Raw genomic sequence first — 17287 nt, 5'->3', positions numbered from 1 at the left:
AGAGACGATTATGAGAAGTTCATTCAACAAATATATATTTCTGTCGGCGCTTACCGGTTTAACCGGACATGCCCTGGCGCAAAAAGATACGACCCAACTGCACAAAGAAGTTGAAGTGGTGAAAGCCTACCAGCCAAGCATCTCGGATGCTTTCAAAATCAACGATATTCCTCAAATCAAACCGGGAGATACCGAAAAACCGGTATTTGATTACCGGATTAATCCGCAGCCGGTGTTTACCACCTTTACCGTTGAACCGGTACAGGCAGCACAAATGACCCGCGAGCCAAAAGAAAAATTAACAACCGGCATGTTGAAAGCCGGCGTCGGAAATTACCAAACACCCTACGGCGAGCTGTTTCTGAATGGCCACCCAAGCAAAAATACCACCCTGGGCTTACACCTCAGGCATCTCTCATCGAACGGGAAGATTAAATTACTGAACGACGATAAAGTAAAAGCGCCGCACAGCGATAACCTGGCTGAATTTTTCACCAAACATGCCATCGGAAAATCAAGCCTGTCGACCAAACTGTTTTTCGAACAGAAAGCCTTCCGTTATTACGGCTATGCAGGCGATTCGCTGTCAAATACAGCCAAAGAAGCAATCTTCCCCTTGTGGGACGCCAAACAATCTTTTTCGCGCGGAGGGCTAAGTCTCGGGCTGGCGGGGAACGAAGACCCGAAAGCTGATTTTCGCTTCACAACCGGGTTTAAATACCAGTATTTTGGCACAAAAACCGGGCAAAAGGAACACCTGGTAAAACTGAACGGCTTATTCGACAAAAAACTGGAACAGTTTAACGGTCAGCTCGGCATCGGTTTGACCTTCGTCAATGCCGACAGTATCTTAAACCAAACCTACAATGGTTTCGGAAACAGACAAGAAATGATCTTAACACTTAAACCATCGATTTTCCTTGAAGGCGATATCGCCAGTTTACGGGTTGGTATCAACAGCTATTCGGTCACCGACAGCGACACCGACGGCGACTACCTGTTAACCCCCAACGTAAAGGGTGAATGGTTCCCGATTCAGGACGTACTAACCCTTTACGCCGGTCTCGACGGGTATCTCGAACACAACCATTATTCAGCGGTTGCCGCCGAAAATCAATTTGTCAATCCCTATCACGATATCAAAAACGCCAAACACAGGTACATTCTTACCGGAGGTGTCAGGAGCAAACTCAGTCCGCGTTTTCACCTGGGGTCCCGAATCGACTATGCCAACATCAAAGACCAGCATTTTTATATTTTAAACGACAACCGGATCTTATCGACCGGTGAAACCACGCGGTCAAATACCTTTGATGCGCTTTACGACAAAGTAAAACAACTGACCATAGGGGCTGAACTATTCTACGCCGCTACTGATCAGGTCAGTTTGTTGCTGAAAGGAAAATTCCATTCCTACAACATGAACACGCTTGAAGAAGCCTGGCATAAACCGGCCTATGAAGCAACCACATCACTCAATTTCAGGCCCGACGGACCTTTGAGCATTACGGCCGACATTAACGTGATCAGCAAACGGAAAGGGCTCATCCAAACCTCTGTGTACGACACAGAGGACGCAACCGTGCCCACCGGGATTGAACAAACGGTATTCACCCTGGAACCGGTTCTCGATCTGAACTTTGGACTGAACTACCGGTACTCAAAAAACCTTAATTTCTGGGGACAGGTCAATAACTTTTCATTTCAGAAATACGAAAGCTGGCTGGGGTATACAAACAAGGGGTTAAACCTGATTGCGGGAATTAGTTTCTCTTTCTGATTTAACTAAATGTTTTTGCAAGAAGAAAAATCTGAAAGACAGACCAAAATACATCAGATAACTCATTGATATATTGATTGTTATTTTTCAACTTTTTGTTGAAAACTTTGGAAAGTAATCCGGTAATTCCTGACTGCTTGTAGCATATTTTTGCTATATTTGCATGTTGTACGCAAGAGGCGATGAGTATTGATTATATAACTGATAATCATTCACCTGTTCAGACATCAACCCAAATTTTAAAAAGGAATTTTGTTGACCATTTTTACGGAATGAACACCGGTTGCCCGTCTCTGAAAAGGATGAGCAAAAATAGATTTTGAATAACCCAAACAAATAAATAGATGAGCGAATTAGAAAACAAGTCAGTAAGCGGAAACGGAAACGGCAATTATTCAGCTGACAGTATTCAGGTACTTGAAGGTTTGGAAGCCGTACGGAAACGTCCGGCAATGTATATTGGCGATGTAAACGAAAAAGGACTTCACCACCTGGTTTACGAGGTGATTGACAATTCGATTGACGAAGCGTTGGCAGGTTACTGCGACAACATTGAAGTCATCATAAACGAAGATAATTCCATCACGGTTAAAGATAACGGCCGTGGTATACCTACCGAAATTCACACCAAAGAAAACCGGTCTGCACTCGAAGTGGTGATGACGGTGCTTCATGCCGGCGGTAAATTCGACAAAGACAGTTACAAAGTATCCGGAGGTCTCCACGGCGTGGGGGTTTCGTGTGTCAATGCCCTGTCGATCCACCTCAAGGTCGAAGTTTTTCGCGAAGGAAAAGCCTGGATGCAGGAATTTAGTATCGGAAAACCTCTTTATGCTGCAAAAATAGTTGGCGAAACCGACAAAACGGGCACGCATGTCACGTTCAAACCCGACAATAGTATCTTTCTGACAACAGTTTACAAGTACGAAATTCTTTCGGCCCGTTTGCGCGAACTCGCGTTCCTGAATGCCGGGATTAATTTGAGCTTGCTTGATCTGCGTCAAATCGACGAAGAGGGTAATCCCAAATTCGAACGGTTTTATTCGGAAGAAGGTCTTAAAGAGTTTGTTGAATACCTGGATGCCACCCGCGAACGGCTGATTGATGAAACAATCCATATTTCATCGGAAAAAGGCGATGTGCCGGTAGAAATTGCCTTGCACTACAACACCTCATTTACCGAAAACATCCATTCATACGTAAACAACATCAACACCATTGAAGGGGGGACACACCTGACCGGTTTTCGCAGGGGACTGACCCGCACCTTGAAAAATTATGCCGAAACATCCGGAATGCTTAGCAAGCTGAAGTTCGACATCAGCGGAGATGACTTCCGCGAAGGACTGACAGCCGTTATTTCGGTTAAAGTGCAGGAACCTCAATTCGAGGGACAGACAAAGACCAAGCTGGGCAATTCCGAAATCAGCCAACCGGTTGATCAGGCAGTAAGCGAGATGCTATCGAATTACCTGGAAGAAAACCCGAAATCGGCGAAAGCCATCGTCAACAAAGTCATCCTGGCCGCCCAGGCCCGCCACGCTGCCCGTAAAGCGCGTGAGCTGGTACAGCGTAAAAATGTTCTTTCAGGAGGTGGTTTGCCGGGCAAACTGGCCGACTGTTCAGACAAAGATCCGGCAGCCTGCGAGATTTTTCTGGTAGAGGGAGATTCGGCAGGCGGTACGGCAAAACAAGGACGAAACCGCCGTTTTCAGGCTATCTTGCCCTTACGCGGTAAAATTCTGAATGTTGAAAAAGCGATGCAGCACAAAGTGTATGAAAGTGAAGAAATCCGCAATATTTTTACCGCACTGGGCGTAACCATCGGGACAGAAGAAGACTCCAAGGCTGCAAACCTGGAAAAATTACGTTACCACAAAATCATCATCATGACCGATGCCGACGTGGACGGAAGCCACATTGACACACTGATTATGACCTTCTTCTTCCGTTATATGAGAGAGCTCATTAAAGACGGTCACCTTTACATTGCCACTCCGCCGCTCTATTTAGTGAAAAGAGGCAAACGGGAACAATATGCCTGGGACGAACAGCAACGTCTGCGCCTGATTGAAGAACTGGGCGACGGAAAAGAATCATCGGTGCATATCCAACGTTACAAAGGTCTTGGAGAGATGAACGCCGAACAGCTTTGGGAAACCACCATGGACCCCGAACGCCGGACGTTACGGCAGGTGACCATCGAAAATGGGGCAGAAGCCGATCACATCTTCAGCATGTTAATGGGCGACGAGGTTCCGCCACGCCGTCAGTTCATCGAAGACCACGCGATTTACGCCAACATTGATGCCTAAAAATAATGCAGAATGTCATCCATCAACCGGGTGGCATTCTGTTTTCTCCGGTAACCTTAAGGATAATGTTATTATGAAAATTTGTGTCTTTTCATCGTCAAGCAACGCACTGGCCCGGGTATACGTGGACGAAGCCGTAAAACTGGCCCGACTGATTGGTCAAAACAAACAAACGCTCATTAACGGCGGCGCCAATGTGGGACTGATGGAACGGGTATTGGAAACGGCGGCCGAGGCCGGCGCCGAAACCATCGGCGTAATCCCGGAAAAGTTGAAAGGACATAACCTGGTTTCGGAGAACGCCCAGAAATTAATTGTTTCGAAAGATATGATGGAACGCAAAGCCATTATGCGCGAACTGGCTGACGCGTTTATTGCGCTTCCCGGCGGCTTTGGTACCTTGGAAGAAATTCTGGAAGTAATTACCCTAAAACAGCTCGACTATCACCATAAAGCCATCGTTTTTCTGAATACCAATGGCTTTTATAATGATCTGTTTCGTCAATTCGAACGCTCCTTTGAAGAAAATTTTGCCAAACCGGCATATCGTGACCTTTATTATATTGCTCAAACGAGCGAAGAGGTGATCAGTTATCTGGCGTCGTACACTCCGCCGGCCCCGGTGAATAAGTGGTACAAAGTACCGGAAAATAACCGGTAAAATTCTATTCGCAGTGCCAGCGGATTGTCTGCTCAATGGCTCTTGCACAAACCGGACAAAAACCTTTTGCTTCATTGCTTTTCATCCGGCAATTCATTACCGGACTGTAAATTCCCTGAGCGGAGTAGCCGCCGCCTTCAAACACGCCTGTTTTGTTCGAAAATTTAGCTTCGCGGGGCGTCGGTACGGGAGTTTCGCTGTCAATCAAATCGTTCCACTTGTCGTCAAAATTTACCAGCGTTGTTATATTCGGTTCCCAGGGTTCCAGTTTTTTATTATAAAACTCATCGTATGCAACAGCCGACGAATAATACTCATCAGCCAATCCGGCAAAACCATGACCAAATTCATGTACCATCACCTCCGGCGATTTCTCGTGGTCAACTGTCGTTATCGTGAGGAAATTATAAAAACCTCCCCCTCCGTATTGCTCACTGTTCACCAACACGCAGATATGATCGTAAGGAACCAAAGCGACCGCATCGTAAACGGACTTCATTTCTTTGGTGGTCAGGTACCTGGGCGTATCAAAAGTGTAAAAAGTAGAACCAAAAGCCGTGTTCCGGTAAATATTTTCGCCGGGAATATCAGTCCCTGACTGCAGTGAAGGAACGTTGACGGCATAGATATTAAAATTCTGTTTGTGCTGACTGAATGGCTGAACGCCAAACAAAATTTCAACCATCCGTTCCGCATCTGCCATAAACTTTTGCATCTCTCCCCTGGTATATCCTTCCGGTAAAAATACCACATCCACTTTTTGATCGGGACGCCCGTTTTTCAGAAGTTCTTTCACTTCGTAATCCGGCAACGCTTCTCTCAGTATGAAATAGTCGTCCGGATTAATTTCCAGTGAAAGCAATTCGCGATATTTCCCCTCCCAGTCCCGGTACTCAATGGTAAAACGAATTTCGTTTTTTGGAAACGGAATAACAGCCGCCTGATAATAACTCCGCTTCATCTCTTTAGCCTCCCCGGTTGTTTGCCACTCCTGAAAAAGCGGGCAAAAACCTTTCAAAAAAATCAAGCCGCCGCTCTTTAAATCAAAAACCCGGTAGCGGTAAGTCCCGTAATCCTGCTCATCAATCAGCCGGGTGTGCGATCCGCCGTAAAACGGCTCTTTCTTCATTTGCTCAATAAAAACCGCAGCAGAACTGTCGGTACCCCCCAGCAGGTAGTCAATTCTCAGTGAACTGTTTTCAAAATAAGTGTAATAATTTACCTTTGCGTGGAGCAGGTAAGGCGCTGCCAACAGCAGAAGTATAAAGTATAATGTCCTCATACGAAGTGCTTTTTTACTGTTTAAAACTATAAAACTAATTACAAATTTTCAAAAAAGATCTGCGGCCCTAAGATGAAGCAATTAAAAGACATTTTCATTGATTTATTTCAGCAATTGAATTTTACGGATGAGTGGACCTTAATTTCGGCCATCGCTGTTTCGCTGGTGGTCCTTTTTCTGGTATCAGCCTTGGTTCAGATGCTTACCCGGGTGGTAATCATCCGAATGATTTACCATTTCATCAAAAGAACCAAAACCGAATGGGACGACTTTCTGATTAAACGAAAGGTCTTCAGCATTCTGGCCCACCTCCCCGCTGCTTTTATTATCTATTCGTCTTCGGGTTTTTCAGAAATTGAAACGGTTTCCGCGGTCTTAAACGGTTTATCCCGGATCTATTTTGTTTGCATCTTCACCATTGCAATGGTACGAACAGCCAATGTAATTAACGATATTTACCAAACCACCCCCTATGCGGCAACGCGTCCGATCAAAGGATACATCCAACTGGTTCAGATTCTGTTTATTTTCATATCAACCATTATCGTGATCAGTATTCTGATCAATAAATCACCCCTGGGCCTGTTTGCCGGACTGGGAGCGATGGCAGCTGTTTTGCTGTTGATTTTTAAGGACACCATTCTCGGTTTTGTCGCCAGTATCCAGCTATCGATGAATAAAATGCTGAAACCGGGCGATTGGATCGAAATGCCATCACACCGCGCCGACGGAACGGTCATTGATATCAGCCTGACAACCGTCAAAGTTCAGAATTGGGACAAAACCATCACCACCATCCCGACTTACGCCCTGGTGTCCGAGTCGTTTAACAACTGGGCAGGCATGGAAGAGTCGGGCGGACGAAGGATCAAACGGTCGATCAACATTGATATGAAGAGCGTTCGCTTTTGCGATCAAAAGTTGTTGGAGAAACTCAACCGCTTTCATCTGCTGAAGGATTATATCGCCCGAAAAGAGGCTGATATTACAGCATACAATCAAAAACTTCAACTTGAAGAAGGTGATCTTTTTAATGGCCGCCGACAAACCAACCTCGGCATATTCAGGGCCTACCTGCAGGCCTATTTGCGTCAAAATCCAAATATTCATCAGGAAATGACTTTTCTGGTCAGACAACTGCAACCAACAGAAAAGGGAATTCCTCTCGAAATCTATGTGTTCAGCAGGGATCAGCGGTGGGCAAATTATGAAGATATTCAGTCCGATATTTTTGACCATGTACTCGCTATCCTGCCGGAATTTGACTTACATGTTTTCCAAAATCCAAGCGGGAACGATATCAGCAGTTTAATCAACCAAACAGCCATCAGAAAATAGTTAATAAGTTCGAAGGATATTCGCGCGGGGGCCTCAATTATCATTGAGAAATAGAAAAAAATATTCTACATTTGCTGCCCAAAATCGAATCGATATTTTTAATCAAATTGATGAAAATACTTTCAATTTATTACAAACAATGTGTTTTTAAACTATTATTATTAGCAAATGTCATTTTTTAGTACATTTACGTTAATAAATTTTGAAAAAGAAAATTTAAACTTATATGATGAATCAAGATTATATTGAACCGCTACCGCAAATTGACGAGCTCGACGAGAAAATTCTGCGCCTGATTACCAAAAACGCGCGTATCCCCTTCCTCGAAGTCGCCCGTGAATGCGGCGTTTCCGGTGCGGCAATTCACCAGCGTGTACAGCGGCTTTTAAACCTGGGAGTTGTCTCAGGAAGTGAATTTATTGTCAACCCGTCAAAACTGGGTTATAATACCTGTGCTTATATGGGAATTTATCTTGAAAAAGCAAAGTATCACACCGAGGTGGCGAAGGCCTTGCGAACAATTCCCGAGATTGTTGAATGCCATTATACGACGGGTCAATACGCCATTTTTATCAAAATTCAGACAAAAACCAATAAGCACCTGAAAAAACTGATTGACGAAGAATTGCAGGAAATTGAAGGAATTGCACGTACCGAAACCTTTATTTCGCTGGAAATGGATTTTAAACGTCAGGTGGCCATCAAATAAAACCAACGAACGACAAAAATAAATGAAAACCGTCCGCAAGCGACGGTTTTTTTTATACATATACAAAAAAACTCCCCTGTTACGGGGAGTCCTCGAGCATATAAAAGAGCGACCACGTTAAAGCTATTCGTCGCTTTTATATTCAAAAGCATACGACTCGTTGTGCTGGCTGATGTCCAGGCCCACTTTCTCGGCCTGGGCTGAAACACGCAATGGCACAATAAGATCCGTTATTTTATACATCAGCACCGAGCCTCCAAAAGTAAAAACACCTACAATCAGCAAGGCCAGCAAATGGTACAGAAAGGTTTCCGTTTCACCGTGAATAAGCCCTACTTCCTGCGCGAATACAGCCGTTAACAACATCCCGACAATACCTCCCATTCCGTGTGCCGGAAATACATCGAGGGTATCGTCCAGCCTGGTTTTTGAACGTAATGCGATAGCATAATTACTGATCATCGATGCCGCGACACCAATAAAAATACTGGAGCCCACGCTCACAAAACCTGCCGCCGGAGTAATGGCAACCAAACCGACCACCAAACCGATCGCGGCGCCCATTCCCGAGGGATTTTTGCCTTTGGCCATATCGAGGAACAGGTATGCCAGCATCCCCGCAGCCGATGCCGTATTCGTGTTCATCAGCGCCAATGCGGCAACAGAGTTGGCAGCCAATGCCGAACCGGCATTAAAACCAAACCAGCCAAACCAAAGCATACCGGCGCCTAATAAAACAAAAGGAATGTTGGCCGGCCGGAATTCTTTATTAAACTCTTTTCGTTTTCCAAGGAAAATGGCACCTGCAAGCGCGGCAAAACCAGCCGACATATGAACAACCGTACCACCGGCAAAGTCGAGTACGCCCCAGTTCCGCAAAAATCCATTCGGATGCCAGGTCCAATGACATAAAGGCGCGTAAATAAACAAGGTAAACAAAACCATGAACAGCATATACGAACGGAAACGAACCCTTCCGGCAAAAGATCCGGTAATTAAAGCCGGCGTAATAATCGCAAACTTTAACTGGAACATGGCAAACAAAGCCAAGGGAATCGTCGGACTTAAATCGGCATGAGTGGCTCCGTTCACTCCCTTAAACATAAAAAAGGTAGCCGGGTTACCGAATAAGCCAAAACCTTCGGGACCAATACTGTCGCCAAATGCCAGGCTAAAAGCAACAAGCACCCAAAGCACACTGACCAGGCCCATTGCAATGTAGCTCTGAAGCATGGTTGACAGAATATTTTTGGGTTGAATCATCCCGCCATAAAAAAAGGCGAGACCAGGCGTCATCAATAAAACCAGGGCGGTTGCTGTTAACATCCAGGCAACATCACCCGGAACCAGATTGGGGTCGTCCAACCCACCAAAGTCACTGGGAACCAATATTCCAACAAGGCCTACCACAATCAGCAGCAAGAGCATAAAAAGCCAACTCAGATTAGCATTTTTCATCATGTCAACATATTTAATATACCTACAATTACAGCGGAAAGTCAAACAAAATATCTTCAGCTAATATCAATTTGACATTATTACATCGACAAAAATAGCATTTTAAAATATAAATTAAAATTTTACGGTATTTTTGACAGATATTTTATCTCATTTTTAGCACAACAGCTCAATGACCCGGATTTGGATTTAAAAATTCACTGAATAACAACAAGTTAAATCGTCTTCCGAAATCAGCAGGTATCAGAAGGCATGATTAACACTGTATTTTATTCCTTTTTGCTAAATTTTGTCTATTTTTATCTCAAGCAATAATTTATCAGACAACCAAAATGACACTACGTAATAATCTGGACCAAGTAGACCTGCACATCCTCGAGATCATAACAAAAAATGCCAGGATACCATTCAAAGATGTGGCTGCTGAAGTGGGTGTTTCACGCGCCGCGGTGCATCAACGTGTAAACAGAATGATTGAGTTAAATGTGATAACCGGATCGGGCTACCACATTGATCCGAAAAAAGTAGATTACAAAACCTGCACTTACGTTGGTATTTTTCTTGAAAAAGGAGGTTTTTACGAAAATGTCGCGATCAAACTACGCGAAATCAACGAGATTGTCGAGTGCCATTATACTACCGGACAATACGCCATTTTTGTGAAGGTTTATGCCCGCGACAACGAGCACCTGAAAGAAATTCTCAGCGAAAAAGTCCAAAAAATTCCAGGTGTTTCCAGTACTGAAACGTTTATTTCGCTGGAAGAAACATTTAAACGGCAGGTACAGATCAACCTGTAACAGTTGCCCGCTGCCTGACCGCTTCGTACACGAGCAAACCGGCTGCCACCGACACATTCAGTGACCCGATTTTCCCCAGGATAGGTATTTGTACCCGCTCATCTGCCAATTCAAGGATCTGCCGGTCAATGCCCGAATCTTCGGAGCCCATAACAATGGCTACCGGTCCGGTATAATCCGTGTTGACGTAGTTCGCCGATGATTTCTCGGTAGCTGCAATCAATTTTAATCCCGACTGCTGCAAATAGAGTACGGCTTTCCGTAAATCCCGTGCCCGGCAAACGGGTACCAGGTGCAATGCCCCGGCTGATGTTTTTACCGCATCGGCATTAATTTGCGCCGCTCCTTTTTCAGGTATTAGCACGGCATCAACCCCGGCACATTCGGCCGTTCGGACAATGGCTCCAAAGTTGCGGACATCCGTAACCTGGTCGAGTACCAGGATCAGCGGATTTTTTCCCTCTTCGAAAAGGGTTGGCAGGTAGTTTTCGATATCATAAAACGTTATCGGAGAGACAAATGCAATGACGCCCTGATGGTTTTTCCGGGTAATGCGGTTAATTTTTTCGAGCGGAACAAACTGGAAGGGAATCTGATTTTCACGAATCAAATCAAACACTTCTTTATACAACTCGCCCCCCTCCCCCTTTTTCAGGAGTACCTTGTCAATTTCTTTGCCCGAATTGATCGCTTCCATAACGGCGCGAATGCCAAAAATCAGGTCTTCATTTTTTTTCTGTGTTTGATTCATGTCACCAGTTTTTTTGTTGCAGCAGAGATTCATATTCTTCGTGATAGTTTTCCCATTGTTCCATCACGTTTTCCAGTTTCGATTTCAACTGCTCGTATTTTTCAAAGATATTGCGATCGTCTATTGATTCCGGATTGGCCAGTTTCTCGTCCATCCGGGCAATTTCATCTTCCAGCCGGGAAATATCGGCCTCTGCCAATTCAATATTTTTCTCCAGCCGGGTCATATTTTTATTGATCTCTTTCCGTTCTTCGTAACTCAGCTTGTTTTCTTCCGTCCTTTTCTTTTCTGTAGCGACCGGTTCCTGAGTTACTTTGACTTTCTGCTCCAGTTCTTTCAGCGATTCAAGCTTTTTCTTTTGCAGAAAATCGTAAATGCCACCCAAATGCTGTTTTACTTTTTTGTTTTTGAACTCGTAAACGCAGTTCACCAGACCATCCAAAAATTCACGGTCGTGAGACACCAGCAACACCGTTCCGTCATAATCGGCCAGAGCCTGTTTTAACATTTCCTTTGAGCGCATGTCCAGGTGGTTGGTGGGCTCATCCATCACTAAAAAATTCACGGGTTCAAGCATCAGGCGAATCATCGCCAAACGGGTACGCTCGCCGCCCGACAAAACTTTCACTTTTTTGTCCACATCTTCGCCCGAAAACATAAACGCGCCGAGAATATCGCGGATTTTTGTGCGCACATCTCCCACAGCAATCTGGTCAATGGTTTCGAGCACCGTCAGGTTTTCGTTCAGCAAGTGTGCCTGATTTTGGGCGAAGTAGCCAATTTTTACATTATGCCCGATTTTCATCTCGCCGGTATACTCCAATTCGTTCAGGATAACCCGTGCCAGGGTCGTTTTCCCCTCGCCGTTCTTTCCCACGAAAGCCACTTTCGTGCCGCGTTCAATCGTCAGGTGGATATCGTTCAGAACCTGCAAATCGCCGTAACTTTTCGAAAGGTGTTTACAATCGACCACCACTGTGCCCGATCTTACGGCCGGCGGAAACTTAATTTTCAAGCGGGAATTGTCTTCTTCATCAATTTCAATGCGATCCAGCTTGTCGAGCATTTTCGACCGCGATTGTACCTGCACGGCCTTAGTTGCTTTGTACCGGAACCGCTCGATAAACTGTTCTGTTTCTTCAATCAGTTTTTGCTGGTTGCGGTAAGCCGCCAGTTGTGTTTCCTTGTGTTCTTTTCGTAATTCGAGATACCGGCTATAGTTTGCCTTATAATCGTAAATACGGCCCAGCGAGATTTCAATGGTCCGGTTGGTAACCTGGTCCAGAAAAGCCTTGTCGTGGGAGACCAACACCACGGCCCCACCATAATTGGCCAGAAAATCTTCCAGCCATTGGATCGACTCAATATCCAGGTGATTGGTCGGCTCGTCCAACAAAAAAATATCGGGTTTTCGCAAGAGAATCTTGGCCAGTTCGATCCGCATACGCCAACCGCCGCTAAACTCTGATGTTTGCCGGGTAAAATCATTCCGTTCAAAGCCAAGCCCTTTCAGGGTTTGCTCAATCTCGGCGTCCATATTTTCTCCGCCGACCATCTGATGACGATCATTCAGCTCAGTCACCCGGTTGATTAACTGCATGTAGCCTCCCGACTCGTAATCTTCGCGCGTGACGATTTCGTTGTTAAGCCGTTCAATTTCATTTTTCAGGTCAAGAATTTCGTCAAAAGCTTTTTTGGCTTCTTCAAAAACGGTTTTGGTGTCCGAAACGGTCATGTGTTGCGGCAAATAACCAATACGCAGGTCTTTTGGACTTGAAATTGAGCCTTCTGAAGGAAGTTGCAATCCGGAAAGTATTTTTAAAAGTGTCGATTTTCCGGCTCCGTTCTTGCCAACCAGACCAATCCGGTCTTTAGTCGTAATTAAAAAAGAAATCCCTTTAAACAGATCAAACCCCCCGAAACTAACAACCAACTGATCAACCGATACCATAACTACAAAAATTGAAAATGCAAAGATAACAGAAACATCGGGACTAAGCCCCAATGATCTGCATCCTGGTTCGTAAATTAAACGACGGACTTCTAATATTTTTGTAGATTAATTATTTGCGTTTCCGATCCAACAGGCAACGATATTTTCAACTCGCTTGCTGTCAGGTTGGCAACTCCCGTAACAATGGAGCCATCGGCCTGGTACCACTGTACAGTATATACGCCGCTAAGTCCGGATGGAATCAGCACGGCCAGCTGTTGCAGGTTTTCGTATCCCAACAATTCGCCGTTCACAATCAGCAGTCGTTTTTGTCCCTGGTCGGCAGCCACGACATCGACAAAATAGGTATAGTTGTAATAGAGATTTCTCGGACGGTAAACTTCCTCTCCTGTCTCTACCGTTTCTGCATGAACGGAAACCTGCTCCTGTGGCGGAACGGGCGACTTTATTTCAGCCTGTCTTAACCGTGCCACCTCCTGAACAAGCGATTGGGGTTGAATGGTTGTGTTTTCGGGCAAAGCATCAAAATCACGCAATGCGTTGGCCAGCGCTTCGGCATAACCTTGCTGAAAGTCTTTTGAACGCCCTTTGCCTTCATTGGTCCACACCGTTCGGTTCTGACAATCTTTCAGACTAACTTTCAGTATATTTTGAAACATGTTCGGCACTTTCTCCAGATCGACAGTCAGCGTCTCGCAATAATCAGCAGGCCGATCGCTCGTTTCAAAAACCGACTTGATGGATTTTGAACTGAAAATCTGCTGCAGGGCCGAACTGACTCCGTAGGGATTAAAACCACTGCCAATACCGGAAAAACCTGTCGGGATAATGATATACTGATAGTTTGACTGGGCATAAGACCAGGTACCCGCCAATAAAAACAAAGCAAAAAAGATATATTTTTTCATAAAAATAACATTTAATACAAACCTGAATGAACAAGCCAAACTACTAATTTTTTGCAAGCAAACCTATTTTACAAATCTTAAAATCAGGGCAAACGCATTTAAAAAAGTTTGGTTTAAGCCATAAGCTCCTGCCGAGGAGCTTGGTTTCCTCATAACTCTTCATTATGTTTGAATGATTAATATTTTTGAAAGGCGGGTTTTGCATGTTGTAAATGGCCCGCCTTTCGTTTTGCTAATATACTAAATATCTGTTGATTAGTTACATGATTGGATAAAAGATTTGCCAGTTTTGCTATATTAATAAGAAGACAGAAGAACAAATTTCAGAAGCATGGAAGAGTTCGCTTTTCCACCAGATTTTCAGCAAGGTGAGCGAACCAAGAAGGACAAACAGGGGTAATTTCCGGCACCAGTTGCATGACATCCTGTTGCTGGTACTGTCCGCCGTTTTGTGCGGAATGGACGAATGGGAGGAAATCGCGGACTTTGGCCTGGAACAGCAGCATTGGTTGCGCAAGTACGGCTCTTTTGTTTATGGCATTCCCTCGCACGACACGCTTAACCGGGTTTTTTCGGCCATTGACCCAGTTGAGTTTTCAGCCTGTTTTTCCCAGTGGGCCAACAGTTTGCGGGCTCAATGCGACCAGGAGGTGGTTGCTATTGATGGCAAGCGCATGTGCAACTCCCATTATTTAACCAATCCGGCGATACACATGGTCTCTGCTTTCGCCACCCAAAACGGGCTGTGCCTGGGACAGGTAGCCACTCAGGAGAAAGGCAACGAGATCACGGCCATTCCCCAACTGCTTTCTCTCCTGGATGTCAAAGGGTGCATCGTGACCATTGATGCAATGGGCTGCCAAAAGAACATTGCCTCGAAAATATTAAAACAGGGGGCCGATTATATTCTTGCAGTCAAAGGCAACCAGCCGTCGCTCGAAGAAGGTATTCTGGATACAATCCGGTTCAATAAATCCATCAGTTCCGATGTAGATGTTGATTGCGGGCATGGCCGGATCGAAACCCGCGAATGCTCTGCGTACAGCAACCTTGAGATGATCGAAGGCGCGGATCAATGGGAAGGGCTGAAAACAATTTTCCGGATCGATTCTCAACGGGTTATCAAGTCAACCGGAGAAACTTCCCGGCAAACAAGATATTACATATCAAGTCTGGAAGCCCAGGCAAAACAGTTCAACACCTGGACACGCAACCACTGGGCTATCGAGAACAACCTGCATTGGACTTTGGATGTAGTCTTTGGCGAAGATCAATCCAGAAAAAGAAAAGGTTATGCCGCCCAGAATTTTAACACCATACGAAAAACAGTCATGGCTTTGCTGGTAAACGAGCAACATTGGAAAGCCAGCAAAAAGAGAAAAAGATCAAAAGCTTTACAGAACGAAAAATACAGGGAAACTTTACTCAAAATTTAAATGCGTTTGCCCTGAGATAAAATCTAATGAATTAAAACTGTTTCAAAAATTAACCTATCTTCGCAACTTTATTTAAGATGATATGTCAGAATACAAATTTAACGACGGGCTCGATGAGTTTAGCTACGCTCTCGGATTGAGTGTTACGAGCAATTTAATCCAGTCGGGCGTAAAAACAATCTCCCCATCCGGCTTTATGCTTGCCATGGAAGATTTGTTTAAAGGAGGGGAAGTAAAAATGACGGCTGAACAAGCCAATCAAATTTTACAGCGCTTCATGGAAGAACAGCAAAACAGCGGTGCTGATAATAACCTGGAAGAGGGAATGAAATTTTTAGCTGAAAACCTGAAAAATGCAGATGTAACCGAAACGGCCAGCGGGCTTCAATATAAAATTCTGGTGGACGGAAACGGTGAGAAACCAACCGTGAACGACCAGGTAAAATGCCATTACCACGGAACCCTGATTGACGGGACAGTTTTTGACAGCTCCGTGCAACGCGGAACTCCCGCTGTTTTTCCGGTAAACGGGGTGATTCAGGGATGGGTAGAGGCTCTGCAACTGATGTCGGCAGGCTCAAAATGGAGGCTTTTTATTCCTTCAGATTTAGCTTACGGGCAACGGGGCGCCGGTGGATCTATCGGTCCGAATACCACCTTAATCTTTGATGTCGAACTTTTGGAAATTGTTTAATCTATTCAAATAATTAAAATGAACTTTAAACCTGTATTTCTCTCTCTGGCTGCTTTAATCGTTTTGGCAGCCTGTCAGTCAAACGGCAACCTGAAATCTGTTAAACTGACTAACGAAAACGACTCTGCCAGTTACGCTTTAGGTGTACTGATCGGTCAAAATAACAAACAAAATCTGGATGCGTCTCCGGGCGCTGATGAATTGAATATTGATATTTTGATCAACGCTTTTGCCAAGCAACTCAAAGAAGAAGAAGGTGCTCAAATTTCTCCGGAAGATGCGCGTACGATCATCCAGAAGTTTTTCGAGCAGGTATCGGTAAAAGAAGCCAATAAAAATACCGAAGCCGGCGAAGCATTCCTGAACGAAAATAAAGCAAAAGAAGGCGTTACAACAACTGAAAGCGGATTGCAGTACGAAATACTGGTTGCCGGAGAAGGCGCAAAACCTGAAGACGGGCAAACTGTAAAATGCCACTACCAGGGAACCTTAATCGACGGAACCGTATTCGACAGTTCATACGAACGCGGCGAACCTGCCACCTTCAATGTAAACCAGGTAATCCCGGGATGGACCGAAGCCCTGCAGTTGATGCCGGTAGGTTCGAAATGGAAATTATATATTCCTTCAGAATTAGCATACGGAGAACGTGGCGCAGGTCGCGACATCGGCCCCAACACAACACTGATCTTTGAAGTTGAACTTTTGGAGATTGTTGAGTAATAAGTAAATCTTAATAACTTTTCATAAATCCCCCGGTCATTTTATTGCCGGGGGTATTTTTTTATCCGTAATTTTGAAGTACGTAGAATCTTGAATGAACCGATATGGAAATTAAAGGAAAAATCAGACAGGTTTTGCCGGTTAACTCCGGAACCAGCAAGACCGGCAACGAGTGGAAAAAGCAGGAATTTGTCATTGACACAATCGATGAGCAATTTCCCAAGCAAATATGTTTCACCTTATTTAACGACAAATTAAGCCTGATAAACGGTCTGAAACCCGGTACGGATGTCAATGTTTCGTTTTCAGTGGAGTCGCGCGAATTCAACGGGAAATGGTACCATAACATCAACGCGTGGAAAGTAGACAATTTATCAGCCGACGCTCCTGAACGTTTTGTCCCCGATTATACGGCCGGTGATATTCCCCCGGAACCGATGGACGAAGGGAATGATCTTCCGTTTTAGCAAGATCAAAA

15 protein-coding genes are annotated in these 17287 nt (G+C 44.8%); 10 read left to right on the top strand and 5 right to left on the bottom strand.

Going from position 1 to position 17287, the window contains the following annotated elements; translation table 11 throughout:
* Window positions 1–10 precede the first annotated feature (10 nt).
* The 3 genes from AC6H3C_RS12505 (at window position 11) to AC6H3C_RS12495 (ending at window position 4756) form a co-directional block, all read left to right on the top strand.
* On the top strand, window positions 11–1780 hold the full coding sequence (locus AC6H3C_RS12505) for a hypothetical protein (protein WP_497515694.1): 1770 nt from the start codon (window positions 11–13) through the stop codon (window positions 1778–1780).
* A 344-nt stretch (window positions 1781–2124) separates the two neighbouring features.
* The gene (gyrB, locus tag AC6H3C_RS12500; RefSeq protein ID WP_497515693.1) at window positions 2125–4095 is read left to right on the top strand and encodes a DNA topoisomerase (ATP-hydrolyzing) subunit B; all 1971 of its coding nucleotides are present in this window, start codon (window positions 2125–2127) and stop codon (window positions 4093–4095) included.
* Between the two features lie 73 nt (window positions 4096–4168).
* Entirely contained in the window at window positions 4169–4756 is a 588-nt protein-coding gene (locus AC6H3C_RS12495) for an LOG family protein (RefSeq protein WP_497515692.1), read from the top strand.
* A 4-nt stretch (window positions 4757–4760) separates the two neighbouring features.
* On the opposite strand, the gene AC6H3C_RS12490 is transcribed toward AC6H3C_RS12495, so the two are convergent.
* Window positions 4761–6038: a M64 family metallopeptidase gene (locus AC6H3C_RS12490; protein WP_497515690.1), complete on the bottom strand. Its 1278-nt coding sequence runs from the start codon at window positions 6036–6038 to the stop codon at window positions 4761–4763.
* Between the two features lie 72 nt (window positions 6039–6110).
* Here AC6H3C_RS12490 and AC6H3C_RS12485 point away from each other — a divergent pair, with 72 nt between their 5' ends.
* Window positions 6111–7376 carry a mechanosensitive ion channel family protein gene (locus AC6H3C_RS12485; protein WP_497515688.1) on the top strand — a complete coding sequence of 422 codons (1266 nt, stop codon included), beginning with the start codon at window positions 6111–6113 and terminating at the stop codon, window positions 7374–7376.
* A gap of 226 nt (window positions 7377–7602) precedes the next feature.
* Window positions 7603–8085: an Lrp/AsnC family transcriptional regulator gene (locus AC6H3C_RS12480; RefSeq protein WP_497515686.1), complete on the top strand. Its 483-nt coding sequence runs from the start codon at window positions 7603–7605 to the stop codon at window positions 8083–8085.
* Window positions 8086–8208: 123 nt separating this feature from the next.
* On the opposite strand, the gene AC6H3C_RS12475 is transcribed toward AC6H3C_RS12480, so the two are convergent.
* Window positions 8209–9546: an ammonium transporter gene (locus AC6H3C_RS12475; RefSeq protein ID WP_497521234.1), complete on the bottom strand. Its 1338-nt coding sequence runs from the start codon at window positions 9544–9546 to the stop codon at window positions 8209–8211.
* Between the two features lie 329 nt (window positions 9547–9875).
* On the opposite strand from AC6H3C_RS12475, the gene AC6H3C_RS12470 reads away from it, so the two are divergent.
* On the top strand, window positions 9876–10343 hold the full coding sequence (locus tag AC6H3C_RS12470) for an Lrp/AsnC family transcriptional regulator (RefSeq protein WP_497521233.1): 468 nt from the start codon (window positions 9876–9878) through the stop codon (window positions 10341–10343).
* Here AC6H3C_RS12470 and rlmB read toward each other — a convergent pair.
* The 3 genes from rlmB to AC6H3C_RS12455 form a co-directional block, all read right to left on the bottom strand.
* Complete coding sequence (gene rlmB / locus AC6H3C_RS12465) at window positions 10333–11094, bottom strand: 23S rRNA (guanosine(2251)-2'-O)-methyltransferase RlmB (RefSeq protein ID WP_497521232.1); 762 nt, start codon at window positions 11092–11094, stop codon at window positions 10333–10335. The two genes, AC6H3C_RS12470 and rlmB, sit on opposite strands and share 11 nt — an antisense overlap.
* Window position 11095: 1 nt before the next feature.
* The gene (locus tag AC6H3C_RS12460) at window positions 11096–13045 is read right to left on the bottom strand and encodes an ABC-F family ATP-binding cassette domain-containing protein (protein ID WP_497521231.1); all 1950 of its coding nucleotides are present in this window, start codon (window positions 13043–13045) and stop codon (window positions 11096–11098) included.
* 92 nt (window positions 13046–13137) lie between these two features.
* On the bottom strand, window positions 13138–13956 hold the full coding sequence (locus AC6H3C_RS12455) for a hypothetical protein (protein WP_497521230.1): 819 nt from the start codon (window positions 13954–13956) through the stop codon (window positions 13138–13140).
* 278 nt (window positions 13957–14234) lie between these two features.
* Here AC6H3C_RS12455 and AC6H3C_RS12450 point away from each other — a divergent pair, with 278 nt between their 5' ends.
* The 4 genes from AC6H3C_RS12450 to AC6H3C_RS12435 all read left to right on the top strand — a co-directional run bounded on the left by AC6H3C_RS12450 (window position 14235) and on the right by AC6H3C_RS12435 (window position 17276).
* Window positions 14235–15392, top strand: a complete 1158-nt coding sequence (locus AC6H3C_RS12450) for an ISAs1 family transposase (RefSeq protein WP_497521266.1) — start codon at window positions 14235–14237, stop codon at window positions 15390–15392.
* A gap of 82 nt (window positions 15393–15474) precedes the next feature.
* A complete protein-coding gene (bamJ, locus tag AC6H3C_RS12445; RefSeq protein ID WP_497521228.1) occupies window positions 15475–16086 on the top strand; it encodes a BamJ family beta-barrel-assembly machinery protein in 612 nt (203 codons plus the stop codon).
* Between the two features lie 18 nt (window positions 16087–16104).
* The gene (gene bamJ / locus AC6H3C_RS12440) at window positions 16105–16809 is read left to right on the top strand and encodes a BamJ family beta-barrel-assembly machinery protein (RefSeq protein WP_497521227.1); all 705 of its coding nucleotides are present in this window, start codon (window positions 16105–16107) and stop codon (window positions 16807–16809) included.
* Between the two features lie 104 nt (window positions 16810–16913).
* Window positions 16914–17276 (top strand): DUF3127 domain-containing protein, encoded by a 363-nt coding sequence (locus AC6H3C_RS12435; protein ID WP_497521225.1) that lies wholly within the window; start codon window positions 16914–16916, stop codon window positions 17274–17276.
* The last annotated feature ends 11 nt before the right edge of the window (window positions 17277–17287 follow it).

It is taken from the genome of Gaoshiqia sp. US2 (genome assembly GCF_059705485.1).
The sequence above is the reverse complement of the archived record's forward strand: the minus strand, read 5'-3'. Positions and strand labels throughout refer to the sequence as shown.